Here is an 18,914-nt window from a genome sequence, read left to right on the forward strand (position 1 = left end):
AATAAAGAGATAAATAAAATGAAGAAAAAATTAATACTGGAGTCCGGTGAAGTGTTTCATGGAGAAGGTTTCGGAGCAGAATTGGAAACTGCCGGAGAAGTAGTTTTCAATACCGGAATGACAGGGTATCAGGAGTTGATCTCCGATCCGTCATACTGCGGTCAGATTGTTTGCATGACCTATCCGCTTATCGGAAATTATGGTATTAACCGTGATGATTATGAAAGTATCGAGCCGGCTATTAAAGGACTTATCGTAAAAGAAGTTTGCGATCTTCCTTCCAATTTCCGTACTCAGATGACTTTAGAAGAATTATTTAAAAAGAAAAACCTTTCAGGGATTTCCGGAATCGACACCAGAAGACTGACAAGAATTCTACGTAATTCAGGAGTTGTGAAAGGGAAAATTGTAAACGTTGAAGCTGATGAGAACGAGGTGGTTGCAGAATTAAAAGGAACCAACTTCCCAATCAATCAGGTGGAAACCGTTTCTACAAAAACAGCTTACGCCAATCCGGGAAGAGGATTGAAAGTTGTTTTAGTAGATTTTGGGTCCAAATTAGGAATTATCAGAGAGCTGTCTCAAAGAAACTGCGACATCACTGTAGTTTCCCACGACACCACAGCAGAAGAAATTCTGTTAATGGATCCGGATGGAATTATGCTTTCAAACGGTCCTGGTGACCCGGAAGATAACCCTAAGGCATTAGAAATGATCCGCGGATTACTAGGAAAAGTTCCAATCTTCGGAATCTGTCTTGGACATCAGCTGATCGGTCTGGCTTGTGGCGCAAAAACGTTCAAACTGAAATTCGGACACAGAGGAGGAAACCACCCTGTACTGGATCTTGAGAAAAACAAAGTATCTATCACTTCTCAAAACCACGGTTATGCAGTAGATCAGGAAAGTCTTAAAGATACAGATCTTGTAGAAACTCACATCGCCCTAAACGACAGAACCAACGAAGGTCTGAAACACAAGATCCACCCATGCTTCTCCGTTCAGTACCACCCGGAAGCAAGCCCAGGTCCTGAGGACGCAAATTATTTGTTTGATGAGTTCATCGATTTAATGGAGGAGTTTAAGAAGTAACAAAGACTTCAGATATTAGACATCAGATAACAGACTTTATCATGCACAATTTTGAGAAATTACTTTTCTGGCAGAAATCAATAGAACTTGCGAAAGAGGTCTATATAGTTTGTGCAGAATTACCAAAAGATGAAAAGTTTGGTTTGATTTCTCAAATTAAAAGATCTGCTGTTTCCATCCCTTCTAATATAGCTGAAGGAGCGGGAAGAAACAATGATAGTGAGTTTTATCACTTTCTGGGTATTGCCAATGCTTCTTCCTTTGAATTGCAGACACAGTTAATTTTGACCAGAGAGTTGAATTTGCTGGATGCTCAAAAGGTTAACAGTCTGATATCAAATATAAATGAAATCCAAAGAATGATTTATACATTCAAATCTAATTTAAAAAAGTAAAACACAACGCTGGAAGTCTGAAATCTGAAATCTGACATCTGGTATCTAAAAAAAGAAAAATGGCAAAACGTACAGATATAAAAACAATTTTAGTAATCGGTTCAGGCCCTATCATCATCGGGCAGGCAGCTGAATTTGATTACGCAGGAACGCAGGCTTGTCTGTCTTTGAGAGAAGAAGGCTACAAGGTGATTTTGATCAACTCAAACCCTGCGACTATTATGACGGATGTGGAAATCGCTGATAAAGTATATATCGAGCCGATTTCGCTTCAGTTTGTAAGCCACATCATCAGAAAAGAACGTCCGGATGCTTTGCTACCAACGCTTGGAGGTCAGACAGGTCTGAATATGGCGGTAGAACTGGAAAAATCAGGAATTCTTGAAGAATGCAAAGTGGAAGTTTTAGGAACTACACTTTCTGCAATCAACAGAGCGGAAGACAGAGATCTTTTCCGTGAACTGATGAGAGAGCTTAACGAACCGGTTCCTGAATCAGATATCGTAACTACAGTAGAAGGAGCGATCCGTTTTGCTGAAGAAATCGGATATCCGGTGATTGTTCGTCCTGCCTTTACAATGGGAGGAACAGGAGGAGGTATCGCCTCTACGGAAGCTGAATTGAAGGAGATTGCTGAATTAGGATTAAAATACAGTCCGGTAACACAATGTCTTATCGAAAGATCAATTGCAGGTTTCAAAGAAATTGAATACGAAGTAATGCGTGATGCGAACGACAATGCGATTGTGGTTTGTAACATGGAAAATATAGATCCGGTAGGAGTTCACACAGGGGACTCTATCGTAGTGGCACCTTCTCAGACACTTTCTGACAGAGAGTATCAGTTATTGAGAAATGCTTCCCTAAAGATCATCAGAGCGCTGGGAATTGAAGGAGGATGTAACGTACAGCTGGCTTTAGACCCGCACTCATTCAACTACTATATCATCGAGGTGAACCCTAGAGTTTCCCGTTCATCAGCATTGGCAAGTAAAGCGACAGGATATCCAATCGCAAAAATTGCAGCGAAGATTGCGGTAGGTTTAACGCTTGACGAGATTATGAATCCGGTAACAGGAAAAACTTACGCATGTTTCGAGCCTGCTCTTGACTATGTGGTAACGAAATTCCCAAGATTCCCGTTCGATAAATTCGAAACTGCAGACAGAAGATTGTCTACACAGATGAAAGCAACCGGAGAAGTAATGGCCATCGGAAGAAACTTCGAGGAATCTTTACAGAAAGCCGTTCGTTCTTTAGAAACCGGTTTAAGACATTTGGGATTAAAAACAAAACAGGCTGCGGCTTTAACGGACGAAGATATCGAAAGAAGAATCAGAGTTTGTGATGACGAAAGACTGTTCATTATTTGTGATGCTTTAAGAAGAGGTTACGATTGGGAACAAATTGTAGAATGGAGTAAAATTGATAAATTCTTCATCTGGAAATTAAAGAAACTTGTTGATTTTGAAAAAGAGATTGCAGCCAATAAATTCGATAAAGAGACTTTAATTCAGGCTAAGAAACTAGGATTCTCAGATCAGAATATCGCTCACTTATGGGGATCTTCCCAGAGAGAGGTTTATAATTTCAGAAAGGAAAATGGTGTGATACCGGTTTACAAAATGGTAGACACGTGTGCAGCTGAATTTGAAAGTGAAACCCCTTATTTCTACGGAACTTATGAAGAAGAAAATGAAAGTGTCGTAACCGATAAAGAAAAAGTAATTGTTCTGGGTTCAGGACCAATCAGAATCGGACAGGGAGTAGAGTTTGACTATGCAACAGTTCACTCGGTTTGGGCCATCAAAGAATTAGGTTACGAAGCGATTATCATCAACAATAACCCTGAAACAGTTTCTACGGATTTCTCAATTTCAGATAAATTATACTTCGAGCCTTTAACGGAGGAAGATGTAATGAGCATTATTGATCTTGAAAAACCTATGGGAGTGGTGGTTCAGTTCGGAGGACAGACCGCGATTAACTTAGCAGATAAACTGGCTAGCTACGGAGTAAAAATTCTGGGAACTTCCCTGGAAGACTTAGACAGAGCTGAAAACAGAGATAAGTTTGAAAAAGCTCTTCAGGAAATGGGAATTCCTCAGCCTTTAGGAAAAACTTCAACTTCAAAAGAAGAAGCGATAAAAATTGCCAACGAAATTGGTTATCCGGTTTTAGTCCGTCCAAGTTATGTTTTAGGAGGTAGAGCAATGGAAATTGTGTACACAGAAAGCGAATTGGCTCATTACATGGAATTTGCGGTAGATGCAAGCCCGGAACACCCGGTTTTGGTAGACCGTTATATTACCGGAAAAGAAGTGGAAGTAGATGCCATCTGCGACGGTGAAACGGTTATTATTCCTGGAATCATGGAACACATCGAAAGAGCGGGAGTGCACTCCGGAGACTCTATTGCAGTGTATCCACCTCAGAATGTTTCACAGGAGGAAATCGATACTTTGGTAGATTATACCCAGAGACTGGCCAAAGGATTGAATGTGATCGGTTTAATGAATATCCAGTACGTTCTTTTCGAAGGAAACGTATACGTGATCGAAGTGAATCCACGTTCATCAAGAACAGTTCCGTTCTTATCCAAAATCACAGAAGTTCCGATGGCGAACTTAGCAACGAAAGCGATTTTAGGCCAGAAACTGACAGATTTAGGATACAAAAACGGATTGGTTCCGAATAAAGAAGGAGTCTTTGTAAAAGTTCCGGTATTCTCTTTCTCAAAACTGACGAAAGTAGATATCTCCCTGGGACCAGAAATGAAGTCTACAGGAGAAGTAATGGGGAAAGACACCACTTTGGAAAAAGCTCTTTACAAAGGATTAATCGCAGCAGGAAGAAAAGTTCCGATGCACGGTTCAATTTTGTTCACGGTAGCAGACAAGCACAAGCAAGAAGCGGCAGACCTTGCAGCAAGATTCCACGAAGTTGGTTTCAGAATCTGGGCAACAGAAGGAACGGCTAAATTCTTTGAAGAAAAAGGGATTCCTTGCAAAATCGGATACAAAATCGGAGAAGATGATGTCAACCTGATCGACCTGATTCAGAAAGGAAAAGTACAATACGTCGTAAATACCATGACCAAAGGGAAGCAGGTAGAAAGAGACGGATTCCAGATCAGAAGAATGAGTGTGGAAAACGGCGTTCCTTGTTTAACATCCATGGACACGGTAGAAGCCATCCTGAAAGTAATTGAAAGCATGAGTTTCAAAATGGAAACGATGTAATTTCGGATTCAGATAATATATTTTAAACCCCGCGAGTTTTCTTGCGGGGTTTTTGTTTTTAATGAGATAAAAAATACTTGTCCGTTTTTCGGTTGTACTATGAACGGTGGTAATTTAAATTTGTAAAAAAAGGAAATGAATAATTTTAAATTTGAAGCACTGAATCATTTAGATTTTGAATATTTGAATGATTTATCAGAAACTGAACTCGCAGAGAATCAAATTAAAAAGATGAAAGTAGATCAATTCCCGGGTTTTCCTTGCAGGACTACTTTGGAAGATGCTAAAATCGGTGAAATGGTTTTTCTCCTCAACTATGATTTTCACAATGTCAATTCTCCCTATCGGGCAAACGGACCTGTTTTTGTAAGGGCAAATCAACCGACAAAGACTTATGAAAACAACGAAATTCCGGTAATGTTCAATCATAGATTGCTATCACTTCGGGGGTATAATAAAGAAGCAATGATGATTTTTTCTGATGTTTCTGAAGGTAAATTTTTAAAAGAAAAACTTTCACAAATTCTGGAAAATCCAAAGATTGAATATATCCATTTACATAATGCAAAACCAGGATGCTTTAATTGTACTGTAAAAAGAATATAAAATACTTGTCCATTTTTCGGTTGCATAAAAACAGGATCCACCTTACTTTTATAAAAAATTAAAATGACTACAATTCATAAATTCAGAGAACTGCATAAGCAGGATGATCCGTTATTGATAGGAAACGTTTGGAATGTACAAAGTGCCAGAGCATATGAAAAACTAGGTTATCAGGCAGTAGCTACGTCAAGTTCCGCCGTAGCCTTCAGTCTGGGATACGAGGATGGCGAAAACATGAGTTTTGATGAATACTTTTATATCGTTGAGAGAATTTTGAAATCCGTCACCATTCCTTTGTCCGTAGATTTGGAAGGAGGTTATGGAAAAACGGTGGAGGAAATTGTTGTAAATATTTCCAGACTGGCAAAGGCCGGTGTAGTTGGAATCAATATCGAAGACAGTGTGATCATTGACGGAACCAGAAAACTATTGAGTACGCATGATTTCCATGAAAAATTAAATGCAGTCATTCTCCAACTTAAAGAGCAGAATATAGATATTTTCGTCAATGTAAGAATAGATCCGTTTCTTCTGGGAGTAGACAATACAGTACAGGAAACACTTGACCGGATAGAAATCATTGAAAGAGTAGGGGCAGACGGAATTTTCGTTCCATGCATTACCGAAGTACAGGATATTGAAAATGTTATTAAGACGGCAAAACTTCCTTTCAGTGTGATGTGTATGCCTGAACTTCCGGATTTTAAAACCCTTAAAACATTGGGGGTTAAAAGAATTTCATCAGGAAATTTCTTAAATGGGTATATTTATGGTGAATTGGAAACCGCATTAAAAGCCATTGGGGAGGCCGGAAGTTTTTCTCCTATTTTTTAGAAATCATGAAACTTACAGAAGAAAGAATGTATCAGGCATCTTTGGAAAAAGATTCCTCATTTGAAGGCATTTACTGGATGGCTGTAAAAACCACGGGTATATTCTGCCGGCCCACCTGTACGGCCAGAAAACCCAAAAGAGGGAACGTAGAATTTTTCGTCAATACCGAAAAAGCGATAGAAAATGGCTACAGACCCTGTAAAATATGCAAACCGCTTGAAAAATTGAATGAAACGCCCCGCTACATTCAGGATTTGCTGGATGAACTGCAGCAGAATGAATCACTAAAGATCAAAGACGCAGATCTTCTGGAAAGAAATATTGAACCGGTAACGATCAGGCGATGGTTTCTGAAAAACCATGGAATGACCTTTCATACTTTTCAACGGGAATTCAGAATGAATAAAGCCTTCAAAAAAATAAAAAACGGCGAAAGTATCATCGAAGTGGCATTGGATTCAGGCTATGAAAGTTTAAGCGGCTTCAATGAACGTTTTAAAGAAGTCATTGGTACCACACCTAAGAATACAGGCCGCCGGACCATCATTGATCTGAAAAGAATTGAGACCCCATTAGGTCCTATGTTTGCCTGCTCATGCGAGGAGGGAATCTGCCTGCTCGAATTTACAGACCGGAAAAATATAGACCGCCAGTTGGCCCATTTGTCCAAAGTAATGAACGCAGAAATCGTTCAGGGGGAAAATAAGCATTTCGAACAACTAGAGAGCGAACTGAATGAATATTTTGAGGGAAAAAGAACAACGTTTGAGGTGCCTCTTTATGTTACAGGTACAGATTTTCAGAAAAAAGTGTGGCAGCTTTTAACAGAAATCCCCAAAGGCGAAACCCGTACCTACAAACAGCAGTCTGAATTTTTGGGGAATCCTAAAGCCGTACGTGCCGTAGGAACAGCCAATGGAATTAATAAAATTGCCATTATCATTCCGTGTCACCGTGTGATAGGCTCAGATGGTGACTTGGTAGGGTATGCCGGAGGAATATGGAGGAAACAAAAGTTACTTGAGTTGGAAGGCGCTATCTTATTTTAAATATCTTTACAGAAAACCCCGCCATGTCCTCAGAATTTGACCCCGTTCTACATCACTTCAGCCAATATATTAAGCTCAGCGAGACTTTAAAAAAAGAACTGCTGGATAGATTGTCTTTTCAGACTTTTGAAAAGGGGGAACTTTTGCATGATGCTGATAAAATCTGCACCAAAAGCTATTTTATTCTCACCGGACTGACCAGGACCTACTATTTGAAGGACGGAACAGAGATTAGCGAATATTTCTCCAGTGAAAACGAATGGGTCAATTCCCCAAAAAGTTTTATAGGACGCATAAAAGATATCTATTCCATCGACTGTCTTGAAAAAACAGAAACATTCTGCCTCAAAATAAATGATCTGGGCTACTTATTCGATCACTTCCCTGAAATGGAACGGTATGCAAGATTATCTATGGGAAGCGTATTCGGGCACCTTATGGAAAGGATTACATCTCAAAGATTCACCACCGCTAAAGAAAAATATGAACATTTTCTGACGGTTTACAAAGGAATTTATCACAGAATTCCGCTGGGAATGACGGCATCCTATCTCGGAATTACCCAGTCTACGCTAAGCAGATTGCGGGCAGAAAAGTAGTTTTTGATCTAGAGCAAAAATTATCCGGATTCGCTGAGATATTTTTGTTAAAAAAAACAATGAAACTATTATTTAAAATTTTCTGCCTCCTGACGTTCGTATGCTCATTGGCTAAAGCTCAGGATACCATTCAATCAAAGAATACAGATGCCATTTTGTATCAGCCTTCCAAAAATATAAAGGGCCTTGTTGTAGGACTTGGAGGATCGGAAGGAGGAAATGCATGGGCATCGAAGCACTGGAAAACGGTGAGAGATCAGTTTTTAGACAAAGGATATGCATTCCTTGCGCTGGCATATTTCGGATCAAAAAATTCTCCAAAATTGCTTGAAAAGATTGAAATTCAGGATGTACATAACGCTATAAATCTTTCAAAACAGAAAATTCATACAGAAAAAGTGGCGGTGATAGGTGGTTCAAGGGGAGCGGATCTCGCTTTACTTCTGGGAAGTTATTATCCTGATATCTCATGTATCATCGGACTGTCAGCAAGCCATGCTGTTTTTCCAGGGAATACAGATCATTTTTCGACTTCGAGCTGGACTTTTGGCGGGAAAGAACTTCCTTTTGTTCCGGTGAATGAAGCAGCAGTCCCTTTTATGATGGAACGGAAAATAAGAAAAGCTTTTGAAGCGATGCTGCAGGACAAAGAATCTGAACAGAAATCCCTTATCAAAGTCGAACAGATCAAAGCTCCAATTCTCCTGATGTCCGGAACTGAGGACGAAATCTGCCCTTCATCAGAGATGTCTGAAAAAATCATTCAAAGATTAAAAAACAATCATTTCAAATACCGTTATGAACACCTACCGTTCAAAGGAAGCCATTCCGAACCGTATCAGCATTTCGATAAAGTTTTTGAATTTCTTCAGAAAAATTTCTAATCTACTTACCCGATCTCATCCTCAACCGTAACCTTAACCTCCAGCCCCTCTATTCAGCGTATTTTATAAGAAGTTAATTTTATGACATCTGTCAGTTTTTATTTAGAATTAATAAAAATAAGATAATTTTGCGGAACTAACTTACTTATACAATGAAAAGAATAATTATTTCTGCATCCTTTCTGGTGGCAACGATGCTGAGTGCCCAGAAAACGGATACCATCAAAGTTTCTGAAATTCAGTCCGTGTCACTTCAGGGAACCAACAATTACAGAACCAAAAAATCAGAATCTGTAGCGAGACTACCTCTCGAAAACCTTGAAAATCCTACCGTGTACAACATTGTCCCGAAAGAAATCATCAGCGAGATGAACGCCGTTGATTTTAATACGGCAATGGCTTCCGCACCGGGAGTGGTGGTGAATAACAGCGTGAACGACAGTGGAAACGATATCTTTCTAAGAGGCTTCAGCTCTTCTGCCAACTTCAGAAACGGGCTGCTTCAGAACCCCAGAGTACAGTCGGAAATTGCCAATGTGGAAAGAGTAGAAGTGATAAAAGGACCTTCGGGAACTCTTTTCGGGGGAACTTTGGCCAATTATGGAGGTATCGTGAATATTGTCACCAAAAAACCTCAGGAAAATTTCGGGGGAATCATCGGTTATACAACGGGAAGCTGGGGAATGAACAGGATCACTGCAGATGTCAATACTCCTTTGAATAAGGAAAAGACAGCATTGGCAAGATTTAATGTAGCGGCTTATTCCCAGGATTCTTTTCAGGATGCAGGCTACAATAAAGGACTGTTTTTCTCAGGAAGTATTCTGTATAAAGTGAGTGATAAAACAACGGTGACTTTGGATACAGAATTCCATGCACCGGAAAAAACATTGAATGCTTACGTGAGACAGTCCGAAAAATTAACAATCGGTTCGATGAAAGACCTTACAGGCGCTCACGACAGATCATTTACCAGCAATGATATCGGCTCGAAAAGAACCAATTTCGTCACGATGGCTGAGGTGACTCATAAATTCAATGATCAGTGGACTTCCAGAACTTCGTATCAAAGGGGAGAAGCTAATGAAAACGGATCCATATTTTTAGTCTTAAGCTATCTTGATAATAATACGGTAAGTCGTGGAATTCGTCCTTTTGACAGCTATAAAGTGACTACGGATAATATTCAGCAGAATTTTATCGGCGATTTTAAGATCGGGAATCTGCGAAACAGACTGGTCGTGGGGCTGGATTATTATCAGCAAAGCACGAAAAATCAGTATGGAATGTTCAAAAGAAGTGCTACAGATACCGTGGGTTCTGTGTTTGCTCCTTATGATATTATTAAGCTGGACGAGGCCTCTGCCTGGCAGCCTATCTCCAGAAGTCTGGTTGAAAATCTTGAAAGAATTCCCAACGATCCAACTAATAAAGTAAAACCGACTAATTACGAAATCAGCCATTTCAGTACTTTCAGCGTTTATGCGTCCAATGTCCTCAATATTACAGACAATTTACTGGTAATGGCGAGTTTAAGAATGGACAATTATAAAAATGATGATCTCAAAACGAATGGGGTAAAGGGAACCGGAAATTACAGTCAGACACAGTTTTCGCCAAAATTCGGTTTGGTGTATGAAATTGTAAAAAACGAAATTTCATTTTTCGCGAACTATGTCAACGGATTTAAAAATTTCGCACCGTCTCTCAATCAGGATGGAGTTCTTACAAGCTGGGATCCTGAGCAGGGGAACCAGTTTGAAGGTGGATTTAAACTTGATCTCTTTAATAAAAAACTACTTTCCACCATTACCTATTACAATATGAATGTAAAGAACAGACTCATTGCTGTTCCGGGTGGTTTGGGCAGTATGCAGGATGGAAAGATCAAAAATCAGGGGTTTGAAATGGACGTTATCGTGAATCCTTTTAAAGGCTGGAATATCGTTGCCGGATACGGATATAATGACAACAAATATGATGACAGAGGCGTGAATAACGGAAAAAGAATTGCATGGACACCAAAACACGTCGCGAATCTCTGGACCAGCTACAAGATCATGGACGGCTCCTATGAAGGTCTGGGATTTGGGGCCGGATTTAATTTTGTAGACAAAACCTATATCAATATCACCAATCATTTCCTGGCACCTGCTTATACCACTGTGGGAGCCACTGTTTTCTATGATAAAAAGAAATACAGAATCGGGGTGAAGATGAATAACGCACTGAATGACACCTACTGGAATTTCTACGGCCAGCCTCAGAAGCCGAGAGAGATCCTTGCCAACTTTGCCTTTAAATTCTAACCTTAATAAAACAAAAATAAGAGCGGTAATTCGTTGCCGCTCTGCTGTATTGATAGATATGGAAAAGAAAACAACAGATAAAAAGAAAAAGCAGGGAAAATCCCTCACGAAAAAAATAACAGGATGGCTCCATCTCTGGCTGGGACTGGTCTCAGGGATTATTGTCCTGGTAGTAACTCTTTCGGGAACGATCTTCGTCTTTTGTGATGAAATCATTGATCTATGCGGAGGAAGCGCCAAATATGTACAGGCTCCGGCCAATACAAAAAAAATGTCACCGGAAGAACTGCTGGCGAAATTTCATCAGCAGATTCCGGACAGAAAAGCATTTTATTTTGACACCTATAAAGAAGCCGACAGAACGTTCAGGGTAGCCTCGGCTACGAAACCACCCAAAGATAAAAATGCTCCCAAAGCAGGAAAACCAAAAGGTCGCGGACCAAGAGGGGTATTTGCCTATCATTACCTTGATCCTTACACGGGGAAAATTACAGGTTCTACGAAAAGCTATGAATTTTTCTATATCGTAGCACATATCCATGCCCAGCTTCTGGCCGGAAAATTCGGAAAAACAGTAGTCGGAGTGGCTTCTATTATATTTTTTGTTCAGTTAATTGGCGGACTCATTCTCTGGTGGCCGAAAAAGTGGAACAAAACGACAAGGACAGCGGCCTTTAAAATAAAATCAGGAACGAAATGGCGCAGGAAAAACTATGATTTCCATAATGTGTTCGGGTTCTATTCATTGTTACCGGCGGTTTTTATTACGATTACGGGGTTGATTATGGCCTACAAAATTTTGACAGATCTTACTCAGGAAGCCTTTGGCGGAATCGCTGATGCCCATAAAATTGCAGAGAAATATGAGCCTAAGTTTGATCCTGAGAAAAAAGCGCTGTCTTACGCAGATTTCGTAGATAAGAATTTCAAAAAATTTCCGGAAGCCAGACAGTTCAGAATGAGTATTCCAAGGAATGATTCTGCTACAGTGTACCATGTCGTTGCGGCAAAATTTATCGGTTTGAAAAGCCTTGCCAGCGGTAAAAGCATGGAGGCCAATAAATATACAGGAGAGGAAATTCAGTATCCGAAGGAAGTCATTATGCATGAAGTGATCGAGCATATGAACTTTGATCTGCATGTAGGATATTGGGGTGGTATGTTTGGGAAGATCTTCACCTTTGTGATCGGAATTATCTGTACAAGCCTTCCGGTGACGGGCTTTCTGATCTGGTGGGGCAGACGCAAAAAATCACCGAAAAAAGCAACAAAAGTTAAAAATATTCATCAACATAGAAAAGAACATCATGAACAGCCGGCTTAAATTTTTATTATTGAACCTATTCCTTCTTTGCAGTTTGTCAGCAGTGGCGCAGGAAAAAATAAACATCGGGGAAAAACAGGTCATATCCTCAGCGATCCTCAATGAAAAAAGAGAGATATGGATCCATCTTCCGAAAACCTATAATGACAGCAGCATTACTCCTGCAAAATATCCGGTGATCTATCTTCTGGATGGAGAAATCAATTTCGAATATTACACAGGAATGAGCGATTTTCTGGCCAGACCGCCTTATGCAGATATGCCGGAATGTATTGTTGTCGGCATCAAAAACACGGAAAGAACCAGAGATCTTACGCCTACAAAATCACAGAAGAAAAGCCCGGTAAATCCAAATGTCGTTCTTTTCGGAGACAGTGGTGAAAGTGAAAATTTTGTCAAATTTATAAAGGAAGAGTTGAAACCTTTCATCAGTAAAACCTACAGAACACAGGATTATTCCATTCTAGTAGGGCATTCTTTCGGGGGACTTTTTGCCGTGAATGTTCTGCTTACCCATCCGGAATATTTCAATGCTTATGTAGCGAATGATCCCAGTTTATGGTGGGATAACAATGTGATGATTTCCAAGACAAAAAGCTATCTGGAAAAAAACAAAGCATTTCCGGCTCACAAGTTTCTGTATGTTTCTCAGGCTGACAATGAAGAGCAGAACAAAAACTGGAATTCCGATATGACCCAGGCGATTGAAGAATTTAAAGGAATTGTTGAGAAAAACGGATCATTGAATTACAAACACCATTTCTTTGAAAGTGAAGTCCACGGAACGGTTTCCTATCCAGGGAATTATGATGCTTTGAAATTTATCTTTAAAGGTTTCAGAACAGATATTAAAAAACTGTCTAAAAATCCACAATTGCTTGAAGAAGAATACAAAAGGTTTTCAGAGAAAGCTGGATCTAATTTTACTCCTTCCGAGACTTATCTGAATGTCGTTCTTAAATTCATGAAGAGTAATAATTTTAAAGAATCGGAGGATTATTTTATAAACTTAAAGAACAGACTGTATCCTAAGATTAAATAATTGATTAATCTTATAAAAACTCATTAAGTTTAGGGTAGATTGAGGACGTATTCAATCTGCCCTTTTTTATTGGAGATTTAAAAACAATAGGGAAGTGTAACTTTTTAAAACGGTTTTTTGGATTCTAATTAATTTTTGGTTTCACGAATCTAATACAGACAAAATTGAATACTGCGGAAATGAGCCAGAAAGGAGAGGCAAAAACGATTGCAAATACAAAGAGGGGAATGATTCCTTTTAATCCTGCAATGATGATTCCGTCCGTGGCCATGCGGGTAGCTATTGAAGTGAGAATGCAGGCAAGCAGTAAGACGGAAAGACTTAAACCGATAGCAATACCGGCCAGTTTCCATTTTCCTAAAATTCCGGGATGGATATGTATTCTGTAAAATACAGCACAGCACATTAAACAAATCCCTGATGATATAAGAACAGGATAGATCAGAGATAAATCTGCAGCCATGATCATTAATGCAAAATTGGCGATCAGTATATTAATGAAAGTACAGAGTATCAAAAGAAAGACATTTTTTTTCATGGCCATTGGTTAATCAGTGACTTAAATTACAACTATTTTTCAGACTTTATCCTGAGAAATAAATTAGAAGTCCGTACTATATCGAAAGAGCAAACCTGAAGATTCACAGATTTGCTCTTTATTTCTATAGAAAAATCAGGCTCAGTTCTTGCCTAATGCCTGTTGTCACAATTGATGGTAATATCTTTATGTGCTTTATCTAAAAAGGTAATAGAAGGGCAGCCAAAAGATTGGGAAACAAATCCAAATACCACAGGAGGTTTTCCCTTGAAAAGATTGCCGGCCCACTGGAATTTATTGGCTCCGTCGGTGTCTATTCCATTCAGCGGAGTGAATTCTGCACCATCGCCACCGGTGGTGATCGTTTTTTCAAATATTTTTTCGTTACGGTTGTTAATCACTGCGAGTTGACGTTCCTGCACGATATCGCCTTCAAGAAAATCCTGAAGATAATAGGTAAGGTCGTTATCCTTAAACTGAAAAGTATTTCCAAATTTAAATGGGGAGCCGGAGAAATATTTTTTTGAAACCTCTGTGGCCGATTTTTCCCACTGCATAGGTTTGATCTTATTTTGAACAAATGGATCTTTATTTCCAAAATAGGCAATAGCGTTCGAATAACGGTCAAAAATATCCATATCTTTTTGCGTTTCGATCTGGAAACCAATCATATAAGAGCCAGTGTCAACTTCTTCTCCTTCGGGAGCATATGGCGTAAGATAAGCCACGGCTTTTAACTTGTTGAGAGGCGTTTTTTGTAGTTTATTGAACTCATAATTGAAAAGATACAGAGAATCAGTCTCCGTAAGATGCATACCGGTGAGCATTTTCTTTCTGTACTCAGCATCAAGTTCTACATACTGAAGCTTTTCAAAAGGAACATTTTTCTGATTTTTGATGAAGTCTGAAGGAATCGCATGAGAATCTGTATAGATATCGGATACGGAAATAAAAACATCCATCAGCTCATTACGCTGTACAAGAGAGACGTTATAAACATTGAAATGATTATAGTCTATTTCATCTGTCGTTTTCGCTGTTTTAACAGAATCATTGGAGATGCCTGTTGAATTGGATGCCGGTTTACTGACCTCTTTTTTACAACCCATCATAACCAGTTGTAAAAATAAAAGAACTAAGGCTGTACTGAATTTCATCATGGGTCTTACCTGAAAAAGTGAATAGTGTTTAGAATGTTGCACGTTTTAATTATTTTATGATATAATAAGGTTCTGAAAAATATTTACTCGGCTTGATATACGCCGTTTTTCGATCAGCATCAAAGACCCAGTTGAATCTTCGCAAAAGGTCTGCGCCAAAATAATTAACCGTTTGTTTTTTCAGGTCACCGATAAAAAATCCGGCTGAGACATCTTTTAAAACACTGTTTCCTACTTTCAGAAAAGGAAGTATGCCTTGTTTGGTGGTGATGCTTTTCCCACTGGAGTTTTTTAAGGTTTTTTCGCCTGTGATCTTCAGTTTTTTATCCAGTTCTTTTTCTGCGGCAAAATCGTTACTGTACAGCAATCCTCCTGAGTATCCGGACTGAAGTACAAAATAAGCTTCCTGCTGTTTGTCACCGTCAATAACGTTGTCAGCTACAATATAAAAAGCTTCATGATCATACAGGGTCACAATAGGCTGGTAGTCTTTCACATCAGGTGCTTGATCATAGACAATAAACTGATTGTGGTCGTAATCTATTTTAAATGCTTTTCCTCCAAAAAGGACGGTTCCGATCTTTCCGTCAGCCTCATGGCCAGCCATTTGATTGTCTGTAAAACGGACGTTATTCAATGTTAATTTTCCAATTTGTACCGTATTGTTTTCACTGATTTCATCTTTGTCAAAAACAATATGATCTGCTTTTCGTTGTTTTTCCGGAGAAATGGCGGCGTCTTCCATCGCGATCTGAAACATCAGATCCAGAGAATCTTTTTTATTGACTAAAGTTTTTACGATGATATTATTATGTTTGGTGAGTCTGAAAGGAATGGTCTGCTGTGCCTGTACACTGAAAAAGACCGTAGAAAACAGTAAGATAAGACTTGTTTTTTTGAACATGATGAAGTGATTAGTGGTTAAAATCCGGAATTTTAAAATTACCTATTATCTTTGGAACAGCAAACATTAATATCAAATGATTCAAAAACTGCTCAATGACGGACTGCACTGGGAAAAAAGGGAATTCAAACGGAATGAATTTCTGAAGATATCAGGAAGCACCGATACCGATATTTATTTTGTGGAAAATGGCAGCGTCCGGATTTTTATAATGGATGAAAATGAAGAACGGATCATCCGTTTCGGGTATACCGGAAATATTTTGGTCTCTATGGATTCGTTTCTGTCGGGAAAACCTTCGGATTTTTATATTCAGGCGATCAAAAAAACAACCGTAAAAGTGGCTTCAAAAAAAGATTTCTATGCATTTATTCAGTCTGATGAAGAGCATCTTAAGTTTTGGATCTCAATTTTAGAAGATCTTGTCCTGCAGCAGCTCGAAAGGGAAAAAGATCTTTTGACGAATTCACCCAAAGAGCGGTTTGAAAGAGTCTTAAAAAGAAGCCCGAAACTCTTTCAGGAAGTCCCGAATAAGTATATCGCCAACTACCTCAGAATGTCACCGGAAACTTTATCACGGCTTAAAAAATCTTGAGTTCAGTCAAGATTTAAGAAGAAAATGATCCCGAATTTTGCATAAAAATCATCAATGAAAATGTCTACACCACAATTGCTGGATGAGTTGAAGAGCCTTACCCAGACTCATTTAAAATATGCAGAAAACCTTTTGCAGCAGACGGATGAAAAACTCAATACCAGAGTGTCGGAAGGCAGCTGGAGCGTACTGGAATGCCTTGAACATCTCAACCGTTACGGAGATTTCTATATCCCTGAAATCAATCAGAGGATTTCTTCTTCGAAAACGTCTCCTGCCCCTGTTTTTAAACCTGGAATTTTGGGTAATTACTTTGCTAAATCGATGCTTCCGAAAGACAAGTTAAACAAAATGAAAACTCTTAAAAACATGGATCCCATCAACAGCCAACTGGATAAAAGGGTAGTGGAGAAATTTATCAGACAGCAAGGTCAGTTTTTAGATTTACTGGAAAAAGCGGAAAGTGTTGATTTAAATACAGTAAAAACCAGCGTCAGCATTTCAAAACTGATCAAAATTAAATTGGGTGATACCTTTCGTTTTGTGATTTATCATAATGAAAGGCATATCCGTCAGGCAGAAAGCGTTTTGAAGAATTTGTAATCAAAATGAAATTGCTATTATAATATCCTGTTACCGGGTTACCGGTTCAAACGGAGAGCGGGTGGGCTATACAGGAGGAATTTGGAGAAAGCAAAAATTATTGGCAGTAGTGAAGGCTGTTTTATTTTGATTTTTGTAAATTTAGGCAAAAATTTACACGTGAAAAAGTTACTATTTGCACTTTGCATATCAGCTTCGGCTTTAAGTTTTGCTCAGGATTATTCGGTACCGGCTGCAAGTCCGCGTCAGAAGGTAGAGCAGCAGTTTTCAATGTCTAAGATCAGCATTGACTATGGAAGACCGGGAGTGAAAGGGCGTAAGATCTTCGGAGAACTGGTTCCTTACGGACAGGTTTGGAGAGCTGGCGCGAATTCATCTACTAAAATTACATTCGGACAGTCTGTGAACTTCGGAGGGAAGACGGTTCCGGCTGGAACATATGGTCTTTTCATCGTACCTACAGAAAAAGAATGGAAAGTAATATTGAATAAAGATTTCCAGCAGTGGGGTGCTTATACCTACGATCCAAAACAGGATGTCGTAGATGTTATGGTCCCTGTGAATAAACTGGCAGACAAGCAGGAGTGGTTTGAAATTACCCTTAATCCTACAGATGAAAACTCTGGAAACTTAGTGATTAAGTGGGATATGGCTCAGGCTGAGGTGGCTTTAAAACCGGCAAAACCTGATGCGGTAATCAAAATTTCAGATAAGCTGAAAGAAATCAAAAAAATTGAAGCAGACGCAGCAAAAGCTAAAGGCTAGACAATGAAATTTTCAATACAACCTGTTTTAGACAGTGAAGAATATCAATTAATCCCCTTACAGCAAGGGGATTTTGAGTCTGTATATGAAGTGGCTTCCGATCCACGGGTTTGGGAACAGCATCCCAATAAAAACCGCTATCAGAGAGAAGTTTTTGAAAGCTTTTTTAAAGGCGCTATGGAAAGCGAAGGTGCTTTTAAAATCATAGAGAAATCCTCCGGTGAGGTTCTGGGAAGCACGCGTTTTTATAATTATGACGAAGCGGATAACCATATTTTCATCGGTTATACTTTCTATGGGACGAAATCCTGGGGAAAAGGAATCAATCCTAAAGTGAAAAAAATGATGCTCGATTATATTTTTCAATTTGTAGATAAGGTACATTTTCATATTGGCAAAGAGAATATCCGTTCTCAGACTGCACTGGAAAGAATTGGCGGGCAGAAGATCGGTGAAGAGGAAGTGGCTTATTTTGCAGAGCCTACAAGAACCAATTTCGTGTATGAAATAAAAAAAGAAAATCACTCATGAAAAAATACAAAATCCAGAAATCACCGTTTGTAGTGCCTACCACAGACGGGAAATTAATAGAAGAACATTGGGGAAACTCCACTGGAAATTCAAATGTGTCCATCGCTCACATGATGGCACCACCGGACTGGAGTGAGCCGCATCAGACGCCGGAATTTGATGAATTCACCCTGATCATTTCCGGGAAAAAGCAGTTTGAGATAGACGGCGAAATCATAACCTTGGAAAAAGGGCAGAGCATCCTGATCGAGAAAGGCGCAAGAGTGCGTTACAGCAACCCGTTTTCAGAACCATGCGATTATATTGCCATCTGTCTTCCTGCGTTTTCTATGGAACTGGTGAATAGAGAGAATTAAAAATGTACCAATATAGCAGTGTAACAATGTACCAATTACAATCCTCGGTAAAACCATTGTTACACTGTTACATTGATAGATTGTTA

The 18,914-nt window shown here is 39.2% G+C and carries 20 protein-coding genes; 17 read left to right on the forward strand and 3 right to left on the reverse strand.

Features of this window, described 5'->3' with window-relative positions:
• The first annotated feature begins 18 nt into the window (after positions 1–18).
• From BUA72_RS11955 to BUA72_RS12005, 11 genes are all read left to right on the forward strand, one after another.
• The gene (locus BUA72_RS11955) at positions 19–1,092 is read left to right on the forward strand and encodes a carbamoyl phosphate synthase small subunit (protein ID WP_072923058.1); all 1,074 of its coding nucleotides are present in this window, start codon (positions 19–21) and stop codon (positions 1,090–1,092) included.
• A 41-nt stretch (positions 1,093–1,133) separates the two neighbouring features.
• Positions 1,134–1,487, forward strand: a complete 354-nt coding sequence (locus BUA72_RS11960; protein WP_072923059.1) for a four helix bundle protein — start codon at positions 1,134–1,136, stop codon at positions 1,485–1,487.
• A 59-nt stretch (positions 1,488–1,546) separates the two neighbouring features.
• Entirely contained in the window at positions 1,547–4,729 is a 3,183-nt protein-coding gene (gene carB, locus BUA72_RS11965; protein WP_072923060.1) for a carbamoyl-phosphate synthase large subunit, read from the forward strand.
• A 135-nt stretch (positions 4,730–4,864) separates the two neighbouring features.
• Complete coding sequence (locus BUA72_RS11970; protein ID WP_072923061.1) at positions 4,865–5,335, forward strand: DUF1203 domain-containing protein; 471 nt, start codon at positions 4,865–4,867, stop codon at positions 5,333–5,335.
• Positions 5,336–5,398: 63 nt separating this feature from the next.
• Positions 5,399–6,169 carry an isocitrate lyase/PEP mutase family protein gene (locus BUA72_RS11975; protein ID WP_072923062.1) on the forward strand — a complete coding sequence of 257 codons (771 nt, stop codon included), beginning with the start codon at positions 5,399–5,401 and terminating at the stop codon, positions 6,167–6,169.
• A 5-nt stretch (positions 6,170–6,174) separates the two neighbouring features.
• Entirely contained in the window at positions 6,175–7,218 is a 1,044-nt protein-coding gene (locus BUA72_RS11980) for a bifunctional transcriptional activator/DNA repair enzyme AdaA (protein WP_072923063.1), read from the forward strand.
• A 23-nt stretch (positions 7,219–7,241) separates the two neighbouring features.
• Positions 7,242–7,817: a Crp/Fnr family transcriptional regulator gene (locus BUA72_RS11985; protein WP_083544192.1), complete on the forward strand. Its 576-nt coding sequence runs from the start codon at positions 7,242–7,244 to the stop codon at positions 7,815–7,817.
• A gap of 59 nt (positions 7,818–7,876) precedes the next feature.
• Complete coding sequence (locus tag BUA72_RS11990) at positions 7,877–8,701, forward strand: acyl-CoA thioester hydrolase/BAAT C-terminal domain-containing protein (RefSeq protein ID WP_083544193.1); 825 nt, start codon at positions 7,877–7,879, stop codon at positions 8,699–8,701.
• Between the two features lie 152 nt (positions 8,702–8,853).
• Positions 8,854–11,010: a TonB-dependent siderophore receptor gene (locus BUA72_RS11995; protein ID WP_072923065.1), complete on the forward strand. Its 2,157-nt coding sequence runs from the start codon at positions 8,854–8,856 to the stop codon at positions 11,008–11,010.
• 58 nt (positions 11,011–11,068) lie between these two features.
• Entirely contained in the window at positions 11,069–12,334 is a 1,266-nt protein-coding gene (locus BUA72_RS12000; protein WP_072923066.1) for a PepSY-associated TM helix domain-containing protein, read from the forward strand.
• 10 nt (positions 12,335–12,344) lie between these two features.
• The gene (locus BUA72_RS12005; RefSeq protein ID WP_175548889.1) at positions 12,345–13,376 is read left to right on the forward strand and encodes an alpha/beta hydrolase; all 1,032 of its coding nucleotides are present in this window, start codon (positions 12,345–12,347) and stop codon (positions 13,374–13,376) included.
• Between the two features lie 124 nt (positions 13,377–13,500).
• Here the strand turns inward: BUA72_RS12005 and BUA72_RS12010 are convergent, their stop codons facing one another.
• The 3 genes from BUA72_RS12010 to BUA72_RS12020 form a co-directional block, all read right to left on the reverse strand.
• Positions 13,501–13,914, reverse strand: coding sequence for a hypothetical protein (locus tag BUA72_RS12010; protein WP_139259592.1), 414 nt, complete (start codon positions 13,912–13,914; stop codon positions 13,501–13,503).
• 152 nt (positions 13,915–14,066) lie between these two features.
• A complete protein-coding gene (locus BUA72_RS12015) occupies positions 14,067–15,116 on the reverse strand; it encodes a hypothetical protein (RefSeq protein ID WP_139259593.1) in 1,050 nt (349 codons plus the stop codon).
• Between the two features lie 7 nt (positions 15,117–15,123).
• Positions 15,124–15,978: a hypothetical protein gene (locus BUA72_RS12020; RefSeq protein WP_072923070.1), complete on the reverse strand. Its 855-nt coding sequence runs from the start codon at positions 15,976–15,978 to the stop codon at positions 15,124–15,126.
• Between the two features lie 76 nt (positions 15,979–16,054).
• On the opposite strand from BUA72_RS12020, the gene BUA72_RS12025 reads away from it, so the two are divergent.
• The 6 genes from BUA72_RS12025 to BUA72_RS12050 are packed head-to-tail and all read left to right on the forward strand — an operon-like array spanning position 16,055 to position 18,828.
• Entirely contained in the window at positions 16,055–16,573 is a 519-nt protein-coding gene (locus BUA72_RS12025; protein ID WP_072923071.1) for a Crp/Fnr family transcriptional regulator, read from the forward strand.
• A 54-nt stretch (positions 16,574–16,627) separates the two neighbouring features.
• Complete coding sequence (locus BUA72_RS12030; RefSeq protein ID WP_175548890.1) at positions 16,628–17,176, forward strand: DinB family protein; 549 nt, start codon at positions 16,628–16,630, stop codon at positions 17,174–17,176.
• Between the two features lie 22 nt (positions 17,177–17,198).
• On the forward strand, positions 17,199–17,306 hold the full coding sequence (locus BUA72_RS12035) for an MGMT family protein (protein ID WP_262484411.1): 108 nt from the start codon (positions 17,199–17,201) through the stop codon (positions 17,304–17,306).
• A gap of 29 nt (positions 17,307–17,335) precedes the next feature.
• Positions 17,336–17,941 carry a DUF2911 domain-containing protein gene (locus BUA72_RS12040; RefSeq protein ID WP_072923182.1) on the forward strand — a complete coding sequence of 202 codons (606 nt, stop codon included), beginning with the start codon at positions 17,336–17,338 and terminating at the stop codon, positions 17,939–17,941.
• Positions 17,942–17,944: 3 nt separating this feature from the next.
• On the forward strand, positions 17,945–18,472 hold the full coding sequence (locus BUA72_RS12045) for a GNAT family N-acetyltransferase (protein ID WP_072923073.1): 528 nt from the start codon (positions 17,945–17,947) through the stop codon (positions 18,470–18,472).
• On the forward strand, positions 18,469–18,828 hold the full coding sequence (locus BUA72_RS12050) for a cupin domain-containing protein (protein WP_072923074.1): 360 nt from the start codon (positions 18,469–18,471) through the stop codon (positions 18,826–18,828). The genes BUA72_RS12045 and BUA72_RS12050 overlap by 4 nt, the downstream gene beginning before the upstream one ends.
• The last annotated feature ends 86 nt before the right edge of the window (positions 18,829–18,914 follow it).

Source organism: Chryseobacterium sp. OV279 (assembly GCF_900128945.1).
In the GTDB taxonomy this organism is placed as follows: Bacteria; Bacteroidota; Bacteroidia; order Flavobacteriales; family Weeksellaceae; genus Chryseobacterium.